This is a genomic window from Acinetobacter wanghuae, assembly GCF_009557235.1.
Classification (GTDB): domain Bacteria; phylum Pseudomonadota; class Gammaproteobacteria; order Pseudomonadales; family Moraxellaceae; genus Acinetobacter; species Acinetobacter wanghuae.
Genome location: NZ_CP045650.1, coordinates 2,566,966 through 2,586,511 on the forward strand (window position 1 = coordinate 2,566,966; position 19,546 = coordinate 2,586,511).

The window sequence follows — 19,546 nt, forward strand, 5'->3', positions numbered from 1 at the left end:
CAATTTTTAAAAAACTATAAACAAGCCCAACGCATTTTAGAAATTGCAGGTCTTTGCTTTTTTTACCATTTTTTAAAATTTTGATAGCTCAAGCTATGTCCTTAAAGGATTTCCACAAATTTATATCAGAAATTCAGCATAACTTTAGTGGAATATACCCAATAAAAAATGACATTTTTTCAGCAATTCTTATACAATTCTTAAAAATTTTTGATCAATGTCTATAAGGCTTCTTCTCCAATGCAAAACTCTAAAAAATTAACATTGGCAGTTTTAATCCAAGCTGCTTTAGTTTCATCTGTATATGCCAGCGAACAAAGTGAAGCAAAAGGCTTCGTTGAAGATGCCGAGGGTTCAGTATTATTCCGTACTGGTTTTCTAACACGTGATAAAAAAGACGGCAATGCTGATACTCGTTCAACTGCTCAGACGGCGATTGTAAAACTTGAGTCTGGTTTCACTCAAGGTGTCGTTGGTTTTGGCGCGGGTATCATTGGTGATGCCTCATTTAAACTGGGCGATAACAAACATGCTGGTAACGGTATGATCCCACGTGAAGCTGGTTTTGATGCCAAAGGTGTATATAAAAAAGGTATCGGTGATACATATGATCATTGGGCGCGTGGTGGTGCGTTTGTGAAAGCACGTGTATCTAATACAACTGCTGTTTACGGTACACAAGTTCTCGATATTCCTGTGCTAGCATCTAATACTGCACGCCTAGTACCTGAATATTTTGAAGGTTTATTGGTAACAAGCAATGAAATTGATAAGCTGACATTAACTGCGGGTAAATTCACTAAAAACCAATATTCTGATCAAATTAACTCAGATGGTAATAGCTTAGACCGTGCTGTGGTTTGGGGTGCAAAATACGACTTTAATGATCAATTAAATGCATCATATTACGGTACAGATGTTAAAGATAAATTAGACCGTCATTTTGCAAATGTAAATTATACTCAAGCGTTAAAAAATGATTCATCCATGACTTTAGACTTCAGTGGCTATCATACTGAATTTGAAGAAGGCGCAGATACAGGTTCACATATCACTGACAACTTAGCTGATCGCAAAAATTCAATTTTTGCTGTATCGGGCACTTATAGCAAAGATGTTCATAATGTGATGCTTGCGTATCAACAAAATACGGGTAATACAGGCTATGACTATGGCTCCAATGCCGATGGTGCACAAAGTATTTATCTACCAAACTCATATCTTTCTGATTTTGTAGGCAATGATGAGAAATCTTTAGGTATACAGTACAACTACAACTTTAAAAACCATGGTGTTCCAGGTTTAAACTGGACTAGCGCATTTGTTTATGGTTGGGATATTAAAGCTGCGAAAGATGGTGCATTAATCAGCGACAATAACCAAGAGCGCGAATTCTTTAACCAAGTAAAATATACTGTTCAATCTGGTTTTGCAAAAGATGCGAGTTTACGTGTTCGTCATTCATACCTTCGTGGTAGCGATGATTACAACAGCGTATATATTGGTGATACCAATGAATGGCGTATCTGGTTAGACATTCCTGTGAAATTATTCTAATTCACTCGGATTTTAAGCCATAAAAAAACCTGCACATTGTGCAGGTTTTTTTTATTTCTAGTCCTAAAACTAGAAAAAGATTCAAACAAAGATTATTTGTTTGCTTCTTGATATGCAGCAATTGAGCTAAGCACTTCTTGTTTCGCAACGTCTGCACCTTCCCAACCACTTAATTTAACCCATTTTCCAGGTTCCAAATCTTTGTAGTGTTGGAAGAAGTGTTCAATTTGACTGATCAACAACGGTGGAAGATCAGTATATTCTTGAATATCTTTGTAGATTGGTGTCAATTTGTCGTGTGGAACTGCAACTAATTTTGCATCAACACCACCGTCATCTTCCATGTTTAATTTACCGACAGGACGGCAACGAATCACTGAACCCGGTTCAACTGGATGTGGAGTCACAACCAATACGTCTAATGGGTCACCATCAAGAGACAAAGTATTTGGTACATAACCATAGTTCGCTGGGTAGAACATTGCTGTACCCATGAAACGGTCTACGAATAATGCATCAGAATCTTTATCAATTTCGTATTTGATCGGTGCTGCGTTTGCAGGGATTTCGATAATGACATAGATGTCGTTTGGCGCATCTTTACCCGCTGGGATATTGCTGTAGCTCATAGCATCACTCTTTAACAAGTTATATCTTTTAAAAACCGAGTTAATTATAACGGTTTTTACAGATTTTTTTGGGTTTTAAAATATTGAACGGTAAATATGTCGACCATTGGTCTATTCAGAGGGAAAGAATACGAATGATGAGTAACAATAAAGTCACTGGACATAAGATGGAGAGTAACCAAACAATTGAGCGTAAAGTTGCCCAATTAGCTAAATAACAAATGCCATATAGCACGCGAAAGACCAAATAAGCGATACCAAAAGTCATGACTAAACTTTGAGGAAGTACTAAATATTCAGCCATTAAAACGGCAGCAATAAAAAGCGGTAAACTTTCAAAACTGTTTTGCTGAACTGCGTGGGCACGACTGGCAAGACCCGTTGATTTTGCTAAAAATTCACGTGGATTTTGATTATCTCGGGCGCGAAAACCTGCGGCTTTTTTTGCAATTATCGTAAAGACATAGGGCAATAGACAAGCTGCTAAAATCAGGTAAATCACGCCATTAATGCTATGCATCTATTTTTCTCATGACAATTTTATGCCTATCATAACATGGCAATTTGTGAATAAATTTTGTTAAATAGGGTGTTTTTATTAATGCTTAAGGATTTCTAATGGTCACACCTGATGACAATAACATGTTCGATGTGCTGGAAAAACAGCGCCAACATCAGCTTCAAGTGGATCGTGTCTTCAAAATTGTGCTACCGATTGTCGCATTCTTATTGACTGTGATTTGTTCAAACATGAGCATATGGTCAACCCTGTTTACCTTTATTGTACTGTGGATTGCCTTTTATGCAGTCGGCATTAAACGCTTGCCCATTTGGCATTGGGTGATCGTTATTCTGATCTATGCCCTCATAGACAATATTTTATATTATGGTCAATTTAAGCAAGGTGGCTTTAGCCGTCACTTTGGCACCATGTTTATCTTCTTAGGCATTGTCGGCATTGGTCGTCCTTACTTTGACCGTTGGCTGATGAAAAAATAATTCAGTAAATGTTTGATATAAAAAAAAGCGCCCATCGGCGCTTTTTTTAGTTCTTGCATTATGCTGTTTTACGTAAATCTTTACGTAGAATTTTACCTACATTGGATTTTGGTAATTCATCAAGGAATTCGACATAACGAGGACGTTTATAGCCTGTTAAGTTTTCTTTCGCAAATGCCAAGACTTCTTCTGTAGTCAAAGATGGATCTTTTTTCACAACAAACAGTTTAGGCACTTCACCTGATTTTTCATCTGGCACACCAATTGCCGCCACTTCTAACACTTTCGGATGTTGCGAAACAACTTCTTCAATTTCAGATGGATAAACATTGAAACCAGACACCAAAATCATGTCTTTTTTACGGTCTACAATCTTCACATAGCCGCGTGCATCCATGACACCAATGTCACCCGTACGGAAGAAACCATTGGTCATGACTTTTTCAGTTTCATCTGGACGGTTCCAATAGCCTTTCATGACTTGAGGACCACGAATCGAGATTTCACCTTGTTCACCAAGCGCAACTTCATTGCCATCATCATCTAAGATTGCAACTTCAGTTAAAGGCAATGGAATACCGATCGTGCCGCTAAATTCTTCAGACGCAGGTGGATTCGCTGTTGCAACAGGTGATGTTTCTGATAAACCATAACCTTCAGTAATGTTGGTACCTGTCACTTTCTTCCATGCTGCTGCAGTTGAAGGCAGTACAGCCATACCACCGCCCATCGCCATTTTTAATTTGCTGTGATCAAGTTGTTTAAACTCTTCGTTGTTCACAAGCGCATTAAATAATGTATTTACAGCTGGGAAGAATGACGGTTGATATTTACGTAATTCTTTAATGACCGCAGGTAAGTCACGTGGATTTGGAATCAATACGTTGGCTTGACCTTTGTACATACCGTAAAGTGCACACACCATAAATGCAAAGATGTGATAAAGCGGTAATGCACAGAAGATACGGTCATCAGGTTGACCATCTTGTGCGCCAAATTTACTTTGGAAGATCCCATCACACTGCAACATGTTGGCTACAAGGTTACGATGGGTCAGCTCTGCACCTTTCGATACACCCGTTGTACCACCTGTATATTGCAGCACAGCCGTGTCGCTTAAAGTTAATTCAGGGCGTTTATAATTGCTTGCACTGACTTTCGACATCGCAGCATTAAATTTGATGTGACCCGGAATATTCCACGCAGGAATCTGTTTACGTACCGAACGCAGTACGAAATTCACCAATGTACCTTTTAACGTACCGAGCATGTCACCGACTGAAGCAACAACGACATGCTTCACAGGTGTTTTACCAATAATCGCTTGATACACTGAAGCAAAGTTTTCAATAATAACCAATGCTTCTGCGCCTGAGTCATTTAACTGATGTTCAAGTTCACGTGATGTATAGAGTGGATTTACATTCACTAAAACAAGACCTGCACGGAATACAGCCAATGCCACGATTGGATATTGCAAAACGTTCGGCATCATCACCGCAACGCGTGAGCCTTTTGGTAAACCTAAGCTTTGTAAATACGTTGCAAACTTACGACTCGCTTCTTCTAATTCATTAAAAGTCAGCACTTTATCCATAAAGATAAAGGCATCACGTGAGCCAAATTTTTGGAAATTGCGTTCAAACACATCAACCAAAGACGTGTTTTCAGCGGGTAATTCTACAGTTTGTGGGATCCCTGTTTTCTGATATTCAGCAAACCAAATCTTTTCCATAATGCCAATTTCTCCAATCATAATCCTTAGAATTTCAACTGTTTTTTTCAATGTCGCGCGTCATTTTTGAATTTGTTTATACGCGACATTGCATCCATGTTGTCGAAGTCGTAACCATATATAACGTATTTCAACAGATGGATGCTAGTATTATCTTTGAATCAACAGTTTATTTGCTTTTTGATATCCGCGTGGTAATAGCTGACCTTTAGCTCCTCTTTTACCCACATATTTCAGCAAATCATCCCCTTTTAATTTTAGTTGTTGTTGTCCTGCAAGCACTTGAATTATTTCATCTAAGTTTAAAGTTGTCATGGATAAAATTTGATCTTTCGCCTCAAGTTGTATCAATTTATTACCTTTACCTTTGTTCAGTACAGGCAATTCTGATAAATCCATCACAAGTAATCGACCTGCTGTGCTTAAAACCGCTAAATGCGTTGCATTTTCAATGATCTGTAAATTCATTGCTGCTGCATCTTCAGGCACGGTCAAGAAGGCTTTACCCGCTTTAGCATTGGTATCAAGCTGTTTAGCAAGGGTTTTAAAGCCATAACCTTTATTGCTCACAGCTAAAATTTCGGTTTCATCCTCTGCGACCAAGACTTGTTTAAAACCAATACCACTTGCAGGTGATAATTTTGAACTTAAAGGTTCACCGAGTCCGCGAGCAGATGGCAAATTATTGATTGGCAATGCATAACTACGCCCAGCTTCATCGAATACATAGACACGTTGGTTCGATTTACCTTGCGCATGACTTAAGTACTGATCACCCGCACGGAAGTTTAGATTTTCGGCATCAACATCATGCCCTTTGGCACAACGAATCCAACCTGCTTCTGATAAAACAACAGTCACAGGATCGGCAGGCAACATGTCATTTTCGTTAATGGCTTGTGCTTCTGCACGATGTACCAATGGCGAACGACGATCATCACCAAAACGTTTGGCATCATCTTTCAGTTCATTAATAATCAATGCTTTGAGTGATTCAGGATTTGCCAGTTGTTCACGAATAATGGCTGCTTTTGCTTCAAGTTCTTCTTGTTCAGTCCGCATTTCCATTTCTTCAAGCTTCGCCAAATGACGAAGTTTCAGTTCTAAAATAGCTTCAGCTTGAACTTCGTCAATGCCAAATCGCTCCATGAGCACAGGTTTTGGTTGATCTTGTTCACGAATAATCTGAATCACTTCATCAATATTCAAATAGGCAATAATTAAACCGCCCAAAATATGCAGACGTTTTTCAATCTTATTTAAATGATATTGCAGACGGCGTGTGACCGTCGTTTTACGAATTTCGATCCATTCCAAGAGAATTTTACGAATCGATTTAACTTGCGGGCGACCATCCGCACCAATCATATTCATATTGACACGATAGCTCGATTCTAAATCGGTCGTCGCAAACAAATGACTCATCACCGCTTCAGCATCAATACGGTTTGAACGTAAAACAATAACTAAACGCGTTGGATTGGCATGATCGGATTCATCACGAACATCGCTCACCAATGGCAGTTTCTTCGCCTGCATTTGATCGGCAATTTGGGTAATGATTTTTGAACCTGATACCTGATATGGCAATTCAGTAATCACGATTTCATTTTTATCAACCGTATAGACCGCACGCATGCGATAGCTACCACGACCCGTCACTTGAATTTTCAGTAAGTCTGCAGCGGGGGTAATAATTTCCGCTTTAGTCGGTAAATCAGGCGCTGGAATATATTCTGAAATTTTTTCATCGGTCAGATTCGGGTTACGAATGAGCGCGATGGTGCCTTTGACCACTTCACGTAAATTATGCGGTGGAATATCGGTTGCCATCCCGACGGCAATACCCGTTGTACCATTGAGTAAAATATTCGGTACACGCGCAGGCAAATTAATCGGCTCTTTCATTGAACCGTCAAAGTTGTCCTGCCACTCACAGGTGCCTTGACCAAGTTCCGACAATAACAACTCACTATATTGCGACAGCTTGGCTTCGGTATAACGCATCGCAGCGAAAGACTTCGGATCATCGGGTGAACCCCAGTTGCCTTGCCCTTCAATAAACGGATAGCGATAACTAAATGGCTGCGCCATCAGTACCATCGCTTCATAACACGCAGAGTCACCATGTGGATGGTATTTACCCAGTACATCACCGACCGTACGTGCCGATTTTTTCGGTTTGCTGGTCCACTTTAAACCAAGTTCACTCATCGCATAGACAATACGACGCTGCACGGGTTTTAAACCGTCACTGATATGCGGTAATGCACGATCCATAATCACGTACATGGCATAGTTTAAGTAAGCTTGTTCGGTAAATTCCGCTACGGAACGGTTTTCTGTCGCATGATGCGCAAGGCTTGTCATAACAACCTATATTCCTAATTCATTCGTTTTTGTATCAATGTTTGTTATGCTAAGTCGCAGCTGTCCACGGCACAAGGGCATGAAATGACACAGCGCGACAATTTATGTCTTATGGCGTAAAAATATCCATTTTAAACGCCCTAAGCAACTAAAAAATCATCAGAGACTACACGTCCATCGATTCTAAGCGTTTGCCTTTGGTTTCTTCACCCAAGACTAAAATAATCAATGCAACCGCCACCAAGACCACCGTAAACATCGTGAAGACATAACTAAAACCTTGCGGGAATACCATCAAATGCGTCACTGCAAAAGGTGCAGCGATCCCACCGATTCGACCAATCGCACCTGCCCACCCCGAACCAAAGGCACGAATATGGGTTGGATATTGTTCTGGTGTATACGTGTATAACACACCCCAAGCGCCTAAGTTGAAAAAGGACATGAAACAACCCCAAATCATAATATCGGTCACACTGTCTGCTTGCCCAAAGAAGTAAGCCGATAAGGCACACATACCAATAAATCCGGCTAAGGTTGCCTTACGTCCTAATTTTTCCACCAACCATGCGGCAGCGATATAACCCGGCAATTGTGCCAAGATCATCATTAATACATATTCAAAGGATTGTACGATGGTGTAACCCTGCTTGACCAACAAGCTTGGTAACCATGTGAAAATGCCATAGTAGGAAAATACAATACCGAACCAAATGAGCCATAACATTAAAGTACGGCGTGCTAAAACACCTGACCATAATTGCGAAAATGACAAACTTGGTTTTTCCGCAATGGCTTGAACTTGGAAAATCTCAATGACTTGTACGCCACATTTTTTCTCAATGTCTTTGACTAAAGCATGCGCTTCATCAATCCGACCACGTTGAATTAAGAATGGGATCGATTCAGGTACATATTTCCAAATCACAATTGCATAAAATGCAGGAATACCACCAATTAGAAATGCCGCTTGCCAACCAAAATCAGGAATGACAAAGCGCGATACTAACGCAGCAACCAGCCAGCCTAAGCCCCAAAAACTTTCGAGTAAAACAATGAAACGACCACGCACATGAGCAGGAATATATTCACTTACTAAGGTCACAGCGACAGGAAGTTGCCCACCCAAACCTAAGCCGACAATAAAGCGAAAAACTAACAGCCACGTTAAATTTGGCGCAAAAGCACATGCGGCTGTGGCAAGGCTATAAATCACCAAAGTCAGTGCAAAAACAGTTTTACGCCCAAATCGATCTGCCAATGCACCCGAGCAAATTGCCCCAATGGCCATACCAATAAAGCCAATGGATACCACCCAACTTTTATGCTCAGCAGTCATTTGCCAGTCTTCAGACATTTTTGCCAAAATAAAGGAAATCAGCCCCGTATCCATGGCATCAAACATCCAGCCCAACCCAATGACGAGCAGCAACATATAGTGAAACTTACCGATCGGTAAACGCTGTATTCGAGAAACTAAATCCATAAACACATCTCTATTTGGGTGATACGAGAGAAGCTGCATGTGCAGCGCAAAATTAGACCGTTTTTTATAATGAAATGAACATATAAAAACGAGGCGCTTAAGCCCCGCTATTTTAAAATAAAGCGCTAATTAATTCGCGTCTTTAGAGGATGCGGATTGTTCATCATCCTCTTTATAAATGAATTTAGGCATCTCAAGACCGAAATAAATCGCGAGAATACGGAGACTAAAACCAAACACTAAGGTTGATACAATGGTGATTTCAAGCGATAAGTCCCAATTGCGACACAGCCAATAGAAAATCACTGCAACAAAGGAAATACTGGCATACAGTTCACGTCGGAACACTAAAGGCACATCATTACACAAGATATCGCGGATAATCCCACCCGATACCCCTGTGAGCACACCTGCAACGGCGCACACCACAAAACCATGCCCCATCTCTAAGGCAATTTGGCAACCAATGATGGTAAAGCCAATTAAGCCTAAAGCATCCAGTGCCAAGAAGATATTACGTAAATGACGCATCCATTTGGCAATGATAATCGTCACAAAGGCGGCACAACAGGTCAGTACCAAATATTCAGGATGCTTAACCCACGTTAATGGATAGTGCCCAAGTAAAACGTCGCGAACAGAACCACCACCCAATGCCGTGACACAGGCAATAATCATGACCCCAAACCAATCCATACTTCGCCGACCTGCGGACAACGCACCCGTCATCGCTTCAGCTGTAATGGCAACAATATAGATAATGGTCAACAACATCGCCTTACTTCCGATTGAGGCTTTGAGATGGCGGCTATTCTAAGCTAAATCAGTGTGGAATTTATAAAAATTGCGCACAACATTGTTTAAATTTTTTGCCCGAACCACAAATACACGCTTGTTTCATGGTGATGGTTTGCTCTGTGGTTGGATCAAGAAAATACCAAAGCCCATCCTGCCGCACAAAGTGCGAACGTTCGTGATGAATTTGGGTTTGCTTGCCATCATGATAATGCGCTTTAAATTCGACCAATGCATGTGTTTTGTCGAGCTTTTCATTGGCTTGAACAATTTCAAGTTTGAGCCATTGATTCGTCCTGCTCCAATCTGCAATCGCTTGCATATCCAAAGCTTGTTGCTGCCCCAAAGCTGTCGTGTTTTGAATATAGTTTATTTCATGCTTAGCAAAGGCACTATAACGAGAACGCATGAGTTGTTCTGCACTCGTTGCGACCGCTTGACCCAAATGTAAGGGCTGACAACAATTTTCGTATTCACCTTGCCCACATGGACATGCATCTGACATAAAAATTCCAAAAAAATAGCCCGTATGAACGGGCTATTTTAGCAAAATTGCGAGTGAACTAGATAAATTGAACTTAGTCTTTCGCTACAGGTTGTGCGGTGATGTGGACTTTATCAATCTTATGTCCATCCATGGTCACGACTTCAAAAATATGACCATCGGCTTCGAATTTTTCACCGTTATGCGGTAATCGCGCCATATGGAATAAGATATAACCTGATAAAGTCGAGTATTCTTCGGCTTCATTGACCAAGTCACGTCCAATTAATAACGAGACGTGGCGAATATCGGTTGAACCTTCAAGCAACAAACTACCATCATCGAGGCTTTCTGCTGCTGTATCTAACTCATCTTCATCAGGGAACTCACCGGCAATTGCTTCAAGCACGTCAATTGGCGTTGCAATCCCTTCAATCGAACCATATTCGTTTAACACAATTGCCATTTGTAGCGGTGCTTGGCGTAATTGATCCATCACCATAAGCACTTGCGCATTTTCATGCACAATCACAGGTTCACGTAAGTGTTTTTCAAGTTCTAAATGACCGGTTTCAATAAAATCATTGAGCACACGATGTGTCAGTACTACACCTGCAATATTATCAAGTTCACCACGCGCAACAATTAAACGTGAATGACTGGTGCTTAACAAATTGGCTTTTACAACTTCAGGATCTTCGTCTAAATCAATCCATTCGAGTTCTGGACGTGGTGTCATCACTGATTTGACGGGACGCTCAGAAAGCCCCAATACACCTTGTACCATCACACTGTGATAGGCACCATTTTCATCATCAAACACTTCATCGGCAAAAGCACGTGTTGCAAGGACATCTTCCGGCTCCGCATGTTCAGGATCTTGTGCAGACTTACCACCGAGCATACGCATCACAGCGGACGCTGTACGGTAACGTAAATCAGTTGTGGTCACGAGTTTCTCTTGATTACGACGCATTGATTGGTTAATAAATTCAACTACGACAGAGAAACCAATGGCTGCATATAAGTAACCTTTTGGAATATGGAAACCGAAGCCTTCCACCACCAAAGAGAAACCGATCATCATTAAGAAGCCAAGGCACAGAATCACCACAGTTGGATGCTTATTCACAAAGTCCATTAATGGTTTTGATGCCCACAGCATGACACCCACGGCAATCACAACAGCTGTCATCATCACAGAAAGATCTTTCACCATCCCCACAGCAGTGATCACACTATCGAGTGAGAATACGGCGTCAAGCACCACAATCTGTACAATCACCATCCAAAATACTGCATGGACAGGATTTTCTTCTTTTAATACCGGTTTAGCTTCTAAGCGCTCATGCAGTTCCATGGTGCCTTTAAACAAGAGGAATACACCACCGAACAATAAAATCAGATCACGACCTGAGAATGCATGATCAAATACATAGAACATTGGATCGGTTAATGTCACCACCCAAGCAATGGATGCCAACAGGATCAGACGCATAATTAAGGCTAAACATAGCCCGACTACTCGTGCTGTACCACGTTGTTCTGGTGGAAGTTTTTCTGCCAAAATCGCAATAAAAACAAGGTTATCAATACCAAGTACAATTTCGAGCACAATCAGTGTAAGTAGACCTACCCATGCAGATGGATCTGACATCCATTCGAAGATCATTGTGTCATCTCCTGCATGTCATGCATTGTATATACAACTTTAAGTCCATGAATTTGGCTTAATTTTGCATATATTTTGATTTTATCTGTGTGACAATCTGTTTGGTGATAGCACCAACTTCCACTACCCATGTTCGTTCTATTGTTGTGAAAAACATTTTCAGTATAACAAGAACAAGCTGAAATTCACCTGTTTTCAATTGTGTCATTTTTGATTTTAAAAAATACACAATCACTCACCTCTTTGTCATATTTTTTGTTTAAGCTAGAACGGCAAAATATATTAATGCTAAGGTAAAGAAAATAAATGCAAAGCGTGGCATCAATGACAGAATTAAATCAAACAATTTCTCCTAAAACGACGCGTCCACTGGTAGCCCTATATTGTGGCTCACGTGCGGGTAACAAACCCATTTATCAACAAAAAGCTATTGAATTGGCACAAGGTTTAGCCCAACACGGTTTTGGCTTGGTTTATGGCGGTGCCAGTATTGGCTTAATGGGGCAAGTGGCAGATGCCATGATGCAACATGGCGGCGAAGTGGTTGGCGTCATTCCTGAATTTATGTTGGACTATGAAATTGCCCACAGTACATTGACTGAACTGCATATCGTGCAAAATATGCATGAACGTAAAGCCATGATGGCAGAACGCGCGAGTGCTTTTGTTGCCTTGCCCGGTGGCTTAGGCACTTTTGAAGAAATTTTGGAAATTGCAACGTGGGGGCAACTCAATCAGCACCAAAAACCCATGATGCTATATAACGTCAATGGCTTCTATAATCCGTTAATCAAACAACTTGATGTTGCCGTCGAAGAAGGCTTTTTACCTCCACAGCATCGGGCGAAATTAATCATTTGCGAGCACGCTGCACAAATTTATAGCGCGATTAACAATCTCGATTATCCTGAAAAATTTAGAGCTTAATCCATTCTTTAAGACGTAAAAAAAGCGAGCTCTAGGCTCGCTTTTAAACACAACAATCAAGGTTGTTGAGCAAGATTGGTGACAAACTCATAGAACATCGGCAGCGTCGTTGCCAAAAGAACCGACATCGCTAAACCGAACATTAACTTCATAGCATCTTTGCTGACGTTACGCGAAGTACGGTGTTTATTCACTTCATGCAGCATCATTGACATGGCAAACTCTCGACCAGCAAGTAAACCTAAGAATACCCATGTCGTACTCATTGGAATATTACTCCACTCTTTAAACACCAATAAAATCAGTGCATACATAAAGTCGATAATCGTTGCAGAGCGAATATCGGTCACACCGGTTTTGGTATCAACAATCTTTTGAATCGCACCGCCACGTTGATAGAGAATGATCCCGATCAGAATGACAAAGACTGAAATCGCAAAAATGAGGAACGATAATGGCACTTGGCGAGGCACGTATACAAAAATATTTGCTAAATCTTGAATCAGCCATTGGCTCCACAGAAATGCTGTCGATACCCATTGCAAACCGACCCAAACTTTAGAAGATGGCTCATGTCGAGTACGCGCAAAGTATTGCGATACTTTGCCCATAACAAAACGATAGATTACGATAGCAACAATGAACGCAACGGCGTAACCCATCATTGATTTCACCATCATCGAGCCTAAGCTACTTGGTGAAAAAATGGTGAGTACAAGGAATGTTGTACTGACAGGAATGCCATATTTGGTCAATAAAATCAGTAGAACTGGCGGCACAATATATAGCCAAGTGACCCCACCTTCTGGAAATGGAATCGTTTCCAAACGTCCATAAGATGCATCACCTACGCCAGAGGCGTACCAACCATAGACCAATACCACCATCAAAATCGTGCTGATATAGATCCATAAGATCCACCACGGGCGATGTGCATTCGATGAGATAAATGTACCGAGTGTCTGTGGTACATCATTTCCGACGATAGAATAAGCTGCTAAACAGAAGCCTACTACCATCAAGATTTCGATTGTCATAAAAACAAACCTTGCGAAGAATTTTATCCAACACAGCACCGTTGGAATTTTGCTCAAGATTATGACGGTTTTATTTCACTTTCGTGACAATCTGGTCATAAATTTTGTAGCACGATATAAAAAAGAGCACCGAGGTGCTCTTTAGAATGGGTGAAGTATAACGCTTATTTGAGTCGAATTTCATCCGTCCGTGCGACTCCGCTCACTTCGCTAGCAGTTCCGTGCTGATCAGTATTATTTCAAATTCATTAAATAATATAAAAACAAAGACTTTTATCTGTTGAACGCGATGCTCAACCTGATATTTTTAGATATAAAAAGGCATTTAAAACGATAAAATGGCTAAAATAGCCAACTTATACTGTTTAAGTATTCAGCGAATAAACGATACGAATCTGGTATGCCGCACAATTTAGATATCTTTTTAACTTAAAATTTAAGGTATTGAGCTACTGCTAAGACCCAATGTCCTGTCTATTTAAATACCATTGATGCGCCTGTAAATGACAACGATTTAATACAACATCCGCTTTAGATTGCTTTAAACTGTTCAAAAATAACTTCATTTATGATTATGAATGCAACGCCCAGCCATCAAGCCTTAACCCCTGAATTTAGACTGCTTGTCTTGCTGGTGTCTATCGGCTTTTTCATGCAGGGTTTGGACAGCACTATTATTAATACGGCATTACCTGCCATTGCGCTTAATTTAGGAGAAGATCCTTTAAGAATGCACAGTGTGGTGGTGGCTTATGTGCTGTCTGTGGCGGCATGTATTCCCTTAAGTGGTTGGCTCGCTGACCGTTATGGCGTCCGTAATATTTATTTTGCAGCCATTATTATTTTTGCATTGGCATCATTAGGCTGCGCCTTTTCGCATAACCTCAATGAATTACTCATTTATCGCGTATTACAAGGTTTTGGTGGTGCATTACTGTTACCGGTCGGTCGCTTAGCCTTACTTAAAATTATTCCCCGCACTCAGTTTTTAGCCGCTATGAGCCTGATGAGTCTCGCCGGTTTAATGGGACCTCTAATTGGTCCTACCTTAGGTGGCTGGATGGCGGAATACTTATCTTGGCAATGGGTATTTTTTATCAATATTCCAATTGGTATTTTAGGTGCTTTACTGACCTTCAAAGCTATGCCTAATGTGACTGAACCCGAAGTAGCTGCTTTTGATTTTGGTGGTTTTATCTTATTGATCTTTGCTATGGTCAGCTTATGTTTGGGTATTGAAAACTTTGCTAGTCCTCAATATCCAATCTGGTGGAGTCTTGGTCTGATTTTTGTCGGTATTATCAGCTCCTTTATTTATGCCTACCATGCACATACCCATCAAAATGCCTTATTCCGCAGCCGCTTATTCAATAATAAGATTTTCACGCTTGGCATCTTGGGCAATTTCTTTGCCCGTTTAGGTGGCAATGCGATGCCCTTCTTATTGCCGCTAATGCTGCAAGTGGCTTTTGGCTTCGAACCCTTTATTACAGGGTTATTGATGATTCCAACGGTTTTAGGATCATTAGCATCTAAACCGATTATTCGCCCGATCATTCAATATTTTGGCTATCGCCGTGTCTTGGTCGTCAATACGTTATTGGTTGGTATTTGCATTGCCAGTTTTGCACTCACCACAGCCGAGACACCGATTTGGTTGCGTGCCATTCATTTCTTTGTTTTTGGTATTTTAAATTCCTTGCAATTCGTTTCAATGAACACACTGACCTTAAAAGATTTAACCCAACAAGATGCCAGCAGTGGAAATAGTTTTTTATCCATGATTATGATGCTGTCTATGAGTATCGGTGTTGCACTAGCAGGTACATTGGTAAATATGTTTAGTGCATATTTTGGGGCCGATCAATTAGATTTAGCGTTTCATACTGCATTGATGTGTTTAGGATGCATTAATGTGATTGCAGCTTATATTTTCTGGAATATCCCTAAAAATGTTTCAGTTTAGAAGAATGCTAGTGCGATAGCTAAAAATAGGTTTAAGCTCAATACTCCATAAAGATTAGATCAACTTATGACAGCCAACAAAAAACACACTTCAAATCTTTGGCCGATTGCATTGAGCACTGGGGTCATTTTTATTGTGTTTTTGCTGCTGTATCTATTTATTTTTAGAGCACCTTCTGCCAATGCAGCAGACTACCCGATTCAAGGGTTTGATGTCTCGCATCATCAAAAAGAGATTGAATGGAAAAAGATTTCTCCGCAAAAATATCGCTTCGTGTATTTAAAGTCGACCGAAGGTGGTGATTTTAAAGATACTAAATTTCAAGAAAACTGGCTCAAAGCGCGTGAACATGGACTATTAGTTGGTGCCTATCATTTTTACCGTTTATGCCGTGATGGCACGGTTCAAGCCCAAAATTTTATTGAATCTGTACCGAATAAACCTGATACTTTGCCGCCTGTGATTGATTTGGAATATGACAGCAATTGCATCAATACCTATTCCAAAGAACAACTTTTAAAAGAAATTCAGGTCATGCACGATGCCTTGAAACAACATTATGGCAAGCAACCGATTTTCTATACCTCGAAAACTTTTTATAACATCGTATTGGCAGGATCATTTAAAGACGTTCCACTTTGGGTTCGCGAATATAAAGGCTTGCCAGACTTGAAAGATCAGCCCAAATGGCACTTTTGGCAACATACCAATCAAGGAAAAATTCAAGGGATCAGCACACCTGTGGACATGAATGTGTTTTATGGTTCAGAGCAAGTATGGTTAAAGTTTTTAGAAAAAAATCAGGTGACTTATCACAAGCCACCTATTGATTAAAAAAATCAAAATATCTTGCTTGAATTTCATAAATATCAACGCGACATCTTGCTTCGCTTTGTTGAGATAAAGCGATCGCTTCGCCTTCACAAGAGTCAAAAAGCCTTTTAAGATGACGCATGCGCAAAATTATTCATATCGATATGGATGCGTTTTACGCCTCCGTAGAGCTGCGTGAACGCCCTGATTTAAAACACTTGCCGGTCGTAATCGCATCCCATCATGCGCGTGCGGTGGTGACGGCTGCATCTTATCCCGCGCGTAGCTTTGGGTTGCGCTCAGCCATGTCGATGACACAAGCTCGAAAACTATGTCCACAGGTCATTGTAATTGAACCGAATTTCCAAAAATATCGTGAAGTTTCGGCACAAATTCATCAAGTATTTCGTCAATATACCGATGTGATCGAGCCACTATCACTTGATGAAGCCTACTTAGATGTCACTGAAAATTTGCAAAATATTGCCAGTGCCACCGAAGTTGCAATGCGCATTCGTGAGGATATTTTTCAGCTCACAGGTTTGACAGCATCGGCAGGTGTAGCACCGAATAAATTTCTAGCCAAAGTGGCTTCAGATTGGCATAAACCCAATGGCATCTGTGTGATTAAACCCACTCAAGTTCAGGCTTTTATCCATGAGCTACCATTAAAGAAAATTCCAGGTGTTGGTAGGGTCACCCAAGAAAAATTACAACGTTTAAACTTGGTTACTTTGGGAGATTTGCAGGATGTTGATGAATTCTTTCTCATTCAACATTTTGGTAAATACGGCAGAAGGCTCTATTTATATGCCCAAGGCATTGATGACCGCCCTGTTGAAGCAGAACGCGAAAGGCAGCAAATTTCCAAAGAAACCACTTTTGATGGCAATTTAGTGCTCGCACAATGTCCACCTTATTGGGACAAATTGGTAGAACAAGTTTGGTTTAGCTTAAATCAAAAAAAACTTACAGCACGCGGTGTGTCAGTCAAACTCAAAATGCCCAATTTTAAAATTCTGCAACACAGTAAAAGCTTTAAAGTGCCTCTACGCTCGGTTCAAGATTTACAACAAGTCTTACACAACTTAATCATCGATATGCATATTGATCCGCAGCAATCATTTCGCTTGATTGGTGTTGGAGTGCATTTGCTGAGTCCACCAGAACCAGAGCAACAACTTTCCTTACTTTAGGTCAATTGATCAAGATATAGGCATGAGTGCAAAAATAGCGCAACTTTGTTTTTACATTTTTAAAATTTAGAGTAATCTATCCCCCGCAATGCATTATCCATGTATCTGCTGAGCTGCTGAAAATCACCTTTACTTTCAGCATGATGTCCTGTGATTGGCGTGACGACCGAATCCGAATATTACAGGGCAACTCTGTTGTAACTCATGGAAACTTTTCTTGCATGTCCTCTGCGAATTCTTCTGTTGTTCAAGAACAACGCGCGCGTAAAGCTGCGCTCTCTAGCTTTGTTGGTGCTGTCGTCGATTGGTATGATTTTCTCCTTTACGGGATTGTCGCAGCCTTAATTTTTAAAGATCAATTTTTCCCAAGTATTGGCAACAATATGGGCACCCTTGCTGCCCTTGCAACCTTTGGTGTCGGTTTCTTATTTCGCCCGCTAGGCGGTATTGTGTTCGGGCATTTTGGTGACAAACTCGGTCGTAAAAAAATGCTCGTTATTACTGTCGTCTTGATGGGCTTATCAACGGTGGGTATTGGTCTATTACCTAATTTTGAAATGATCGGTTGGTGGGCACCGGTACTATTGGTCACTTTACGTGCATTACAAGGTTTTGCCGTCGGTGGTGAATGGGGCGGTGCTGCACTTATGGCAGTAGAAAATGCGCCTAAAGGTAAAAAAGCATTTTACTCGAGCGGTGTTCAAGTCGGTTTTGGCGTAGGTTTAGTACTCGCGACTGGCGCTGTATCACTCATTCTTCATTTCTTTGGTGAAGCCGCTTTCGCGGATTGGGCTTGGCGTATCCCTTTTATTGCCAGTATCGTTTTAATTGCCATTGCAATGTGGATTCGTCACGGTCAGGATGAATCTCAAGAATTTGTTGAAAAAGTTATCAATTCTGCGCAAAAGCCAGCCAAACTTCCGATCATACAAGCGGTAACCAAGCATCCAAAAGCCTTCTTTTATATTATTGCGCTGCGAATGACTGAGCTGTTAACCATGTATTTGGTAACCAATTTTGCTCTCAATTATTCGACCAATCATTTGGGTATGGATAAACAGTTCTTCTTAAATATTACCCTCATGGTCGGTGCGATCAGTTGTATCAGTATTCCATTTTTTGCTTGGATTTCTGACAAAATTGAGCATAAAACCATGTGTATTTGGGGCGGTTTAATCGGTGCACTATCCGCATTCCCCTTCTTTATGGCGTTAGATGCACAAAATACATGGATGATTATTGTCGGTGCCATTTTGCTTGCCAATATCGCACATGATATGGTGGTCAGTGTTCACCAACCTATTTTTACCTCATTGTTCGGCACTGAATATCGCTATAGCGGTGCAGGTGTGGGCTACCAAGTGGCGAGTATTATTGGTGGTGGCTTTACGCCAATGATCGCAGCATCCTTGGTGATTTGGGCAGATGGTTCATGGCACTATGTTGCTATTTATTTAGCGATTGGTTGTTTATTAACAGCGGTTGTGGCTGCAATGATGCCAAAAACACAGGATTAAGAAATGACGGTTCAACGTTTGCATGTCTCGAAACGCTTTTCTGAAATTGCGATTTCAGGCAATTTAGTCCATCTTGCGGGTCAATTAGCATCGGATCTTGACCTCGATATTCAAGGTCAAACTCAACAAACGTTGGACATCATTGACCAGTTCCTTGCTGAAGCAGGCACAGATAAAAGCCACATCATGTCAGTGACTATCTATTTAAAAGATATTGAACAAGATTATGCTGCATTCAATGAAGTATGGGATGCATGGGTTTTAGATATTCAAGCCCTGCCGCGTACTTGTGTCGAAGCCAAGCTCTATGATCCCAAAGTTTTGGTCGAATTGACGGTTGTTGCAGTTAAACCTACATAACAT

At 40.8% G+C, this 19,546-nt stretch carries 17 protein-coding genes; 8 read left to right on the forward strand and 9 right to left on the reverse strand.

Going from position 1 to position 19,546, the window contains the following annotated elements:
• The first annotated feature begins 240 nt into the window (after positions 1-240).
• Positions 241-1,557, forward strand: a complete 1,317-nt coding sequence (locus tag GFH30_RS12290) for an OprD family outer membrane porin (protein WP_153373002.1) — start codon at positions 241-243, stop codon at positions 1,555-1,557.
• Between the two features lie 92 nt (positions 1,558-1,649).
• Here the strand turns inward: GFH30_RS12290 and ppa are convergent, their stop codons facing one another.
• Both ppa and GFH30_RS12300 read right to left on the reverse strand, forming a co-directional pair.
• Complete coding sequence (ppa, locus tag GFH30_RS12295) at positions 1,650-2,186, reverse strand: inorganic diphosphatase (protein WP_106983845.1); 537 nt, start codon at positions 2,184-2,186, stop codon at positions 1,650-1,652.
• A gap of 115 nt (positions 2,187-2,301) precedes the next feature.
• The gene (locus tag GFH30_RS12300) at positions 2,302-2,706 is read right to left on the reverse strand and encodes an MAPEG family protein (RefSeq protein WP_153373004.1); all 405 of its coding nucleotides are present in this window, start codon (positions 2,704-2,706) and stop codon (positions 2,302-2,304) included.
• A 98-nt stretch (positions 2,707-2,804) separates the two neighbouring features.
• Between GFH30_RS12300 and GFH30_RS12305 the strand changes: the two genes are divergently transcribed.
• Positions 2,805-3,185, forward strand: a complete 381-nt coding sequence (locus tag GFH30_RS12305; RefSeq protein WP_153373006.1) for a hypothetical protein — start codon at positions 2,805-2,807, stop codon at positions 3,183-3,185.
• A 58-nt stretch (positions 3,186-3,243) separates the two neighbouring features.
• Here GFH30_RS12305 and GFH30_RS12310 read toward each other — a convergent pair whose 3' ends face one another.
• From GFH30_RS12310 to GFH30_RS12335, 6 genes are all read right to left on the reverse strand, one after another.
• On the reverse strand, positions 3,244-4,920 hold the full coding sequence (locus GFH30_RS12310; protein WP_153373008.1) for an AMP-binding protein: 1,677 nt from the start codon (positions 4,918-4,920) through the stop codon (positions 3,244-3,246).
• Between the two features lie 150 nt (positions 4,921-5,070).
• The gene (gene parC / locus GFH30_RS12315; protein ID WP_153373010.1) at positions 5,071-7,290 is read right to left on the reverse strand and encodes a DNA topoisomerase IV subunit A; all 2,220 of its coding nucleotides are present in this window, start codon (positions 7,288-7,290) and stop codon (positions 5,071-5,073) included.
• A 166-nt stretch (positions 7,291-7,456) separates the two neighbouring features.
• Complete coding sequence (gene niaP / locus GFH30_RS12320) at positions 7,457-8,776, reverse strand: niacin transporter NiaP (protein WP_153373012.1); 1,320 nt, start codon at positions 8,774-8,776, stop codon at positions 7,457-7,459.
• 129 nt (positions 8,777-8,905) lie between these two features.
• Positions 8,906-9,550, reverse strand: a complete 645-nt coding sequence (locus GFH30_RS12325) for a trimeric intracellular cation channel family protein (RefSeq protein ID WP_153373014.1) — start codon at positions 9,548-9,550, stop codon at positions 8,906-8,908.
• 61 nt (positions 9,551-9,611) lie between these two features.
• Complete coding sequence (locus GFH30_RS12330) at positions 9,612-10,076, reverse strand: YchJ family protein (RefSeq protein WP_153373016.1); 465 nt, start codon at positions 10,074-10,076, stop codon at positions 9,612-9,614.
• Between the two features lie 73 nt (positions 10,077-10,149).
• Positions 10,150-11,727: a TerC family protein gene (locus tag GFH30_RS12335; RefSeq protein ID WP_153373017.1), complete on the reverse strand. Its 1,578-nt coding sequence runs from the start codon at positions 11,725-11,727 to the stop codon at positions 10,150-10,152.
• A gap of 306 nt (positions 11,728-12,033) precedes the next feature.
• On the opposite strand from GFH30_RS12335, the gene GFH30_RS12340 reads away from it, so the two are divergent.
• Positions 12,034-12,654 carry an LOG family protein gene (locus GFH30_RS12340; RefSeq protein ID WP_153373019.1) on the forward strand — a complete coding sequence of 207 codons (621 nt, stop codon included), beginning with the start codon at positions 12,034-12,036 and terminating at the stop codon, positions 12,652-12,654.
• A 56-nt stretch (positions 12,655-12,710) separates the two neighbouring features.
• Here the strand turns inward: GFH30_RS12340 and GFH30_RS12345 are convergent, their stop codons facing one another.
• Complete coding sequence (locus GFH30_RS12345; RefSeq protein WP_153373020.1) at positions 12,711-13,691, reverse strand: hypothetical protein; 981 nt, start codon at positions 13,689-13,691, stop codon at positions 12,711-12,713.
• Positions 13,692-14,265: 574 nt separating this feature from the next.
• Here GFH30_RS12345 and mdtD point away from each other — a divergent pair.
• The 5 genes from mdtD to GFH30_RS12370 all read left to right on the forward strand — a co-directional run bounded on the left by mdtD (position 14,266) and on the right by GFH30_RS12370 (position 19,543).
• Positions 14,266-15,657 carry a multidrug transporter subunit MdtD gene (mdtD, locus tag GFH30_RS12350; RefSeq protein WP_153373022.1) on the forward strand — a complete coding sequence of 464 codons (1,392 nt, stop codon included), beginning with the start codon at positions 14,266-14,268 and terminating at the stop codon, positions 15,655-15,657.
• A gap of 66 nt (positions 15,658-15,723) precedes the next feature.
• Positions 15,724-16,491 (forward strand): glycoside hydrolase family 25 protein, encoded by a 768-nt coding sequence (locus GFH30_RS12355; RefSeq protein WP_153373024.1) that lies wholly within the window; start codon positions 15,724-15,726, stop codon positions 16,489-16,491.
• A gap of 119 nt (positions 16,492-16,610) precedes the next feature.
• Entirely contained in the window at positions 16,611-17,666 is a 1,056-nt protein-coding gene (dinB, locus tag GFH30_RS12360; protein ID WP_153373026.1) for a DNA polymerase IV, read from the forward strand.
• A 221-nt stretch (positions 17,667-17,887) separates the two neighbouring features.
• Positions 17,888-19,183 carry a shikimate transporter gene (gene shiA, locus GFH30_RS12365; RefSeq protein WP_153373028.1) on the forward strand — a complete coding sequence of 432 codons (1,296 nt, stop codon included), beginning with the start codon at positions 17,888-17,890 and terminating at the stop codon, positions 19,181-19,183.
• 3 nt (positions 19,184-19,186) lie between these two features.
• Positions 19,187-19,543, forward strand: a complete 357-nt coding sequence (locus GFH30_RS12370) for a RidA family protein (RefSeq protein ID WP_153373030.1) — start codon at positions 19,187-19,189, stop codon at positions 19,541-19,543.
• Positions 19,544-19,546 lie beyond the last annotated feature (3 nt).

Coding starts and splice junctions, on each gene's coding strand:
- GFH30_RS12345 (WP_153373020.1), bottom strand. CDS start 13,691: ATGACAATCGAAATCTTGATGGTAGTAGGCTTCTGTTTAGCAGCTTAT.
- GFH30_RS12325 (WP_153373014.1), bottom strand. CDS start 9,550: ATGTTGTTGACCATTATCTATATTGTTGCCATTACAGCTGAAGCGATG.
- niaP (WP_153373012.1), bottom strand. CDS start 8,776: ATGGATTTAGTTTCTCGAATACAGCGTTTACCGATCGGTAAGTTTCAC.
- dinB (WP_153373026.1), top strand. CDS start 16,611: ATGCGCAAAATTATTCATATCGATATGGATGCGTTTTACGCCTCCGTA.
- GFH30_RS12355 (WP_153373024.1), top strand. CDS start 15,724: ATGACAGCCAACAAAAAACACACTTCAAATCTTTGGCCGATTGCATTG.
- GFH30_RS12290 (WP_153373002.1), top strand. CDS start 241: ATGCAAAACTCTAAAAAATTAACATTGGCAGTTTTAATCCAAGCTGCT.
- GFH30_RS12370 (WP_153373030.1), top strand. CDS start 19,187: ATGACGGTTCAACGTTTGCATGTCTCGAAACGCTTTTCTGAAATTGCG.
- shiA (WP_153373028.1), top strand. CDS start 17,888: ATGTCCTCTGCGAATTCTTCTGTTGTTCAAGAACAACGCGCGCGTAAA.
- GFH30_RS12310 (WP_153373008.1), bottom strand. CDS start 4,920: ATGGAAAAGATTTGGTTTGCTGAATATCAGAAAACAGGGATCCCACAA.
- GFH30_RS12300 (WP_153373004.1), bottom strand. CDS start 2,706: ATGCATAGCATTAATGGCGTGATTTACCTGATTTTAGCAGCTTGTCTA.
- mdtD (WP_153373022.1), top strand. CDS start 14,266: ATGAATGCAACGCCCAGCCATCAAGCCTTAACCCCTGAATTTAGACTG.
- parC (WP_153373010.1), bottom strand. CDS start 7,290: ATGACAAGCCTTGCGCATCATGCGACAGAAAACCGTTCCGTAGCGGAA.
- GFH30_RS12330 (WP_153373016.1), bottom strand. CDS start 10,076: ATGTCAGATGCATGTCCATGTGGGCAAGGTGAATACGAAAATTGTTGT.
- GFH30_RS12340 (WP_153373019.1), top strand. CDS start 12,034: ATGCAAAGCGTGGCATCAATGACAGAATTAAATCAAACAATTTCTCCT.
- GFH30_RS12305 (WP_153373006.1), top strand. CDS start 2,805: ATGGTCACACCTGATGACAATAACATGTTCGATGTGCTGGAAAAACAG.
- GFH30_RS12335 (WP_153373017.1), bottom strand. CDS start 11,727: ATGATCTTCGAATGGATGTCAGATCCATCTGCATGGGTAGGTCTACTT.
- ppa (WP_106983845.1), bottom strand. CDS start 2,186: ATGAGCTACAGCAATATCCCAGCGGGTAAAGATGCGCCAAACGACATC.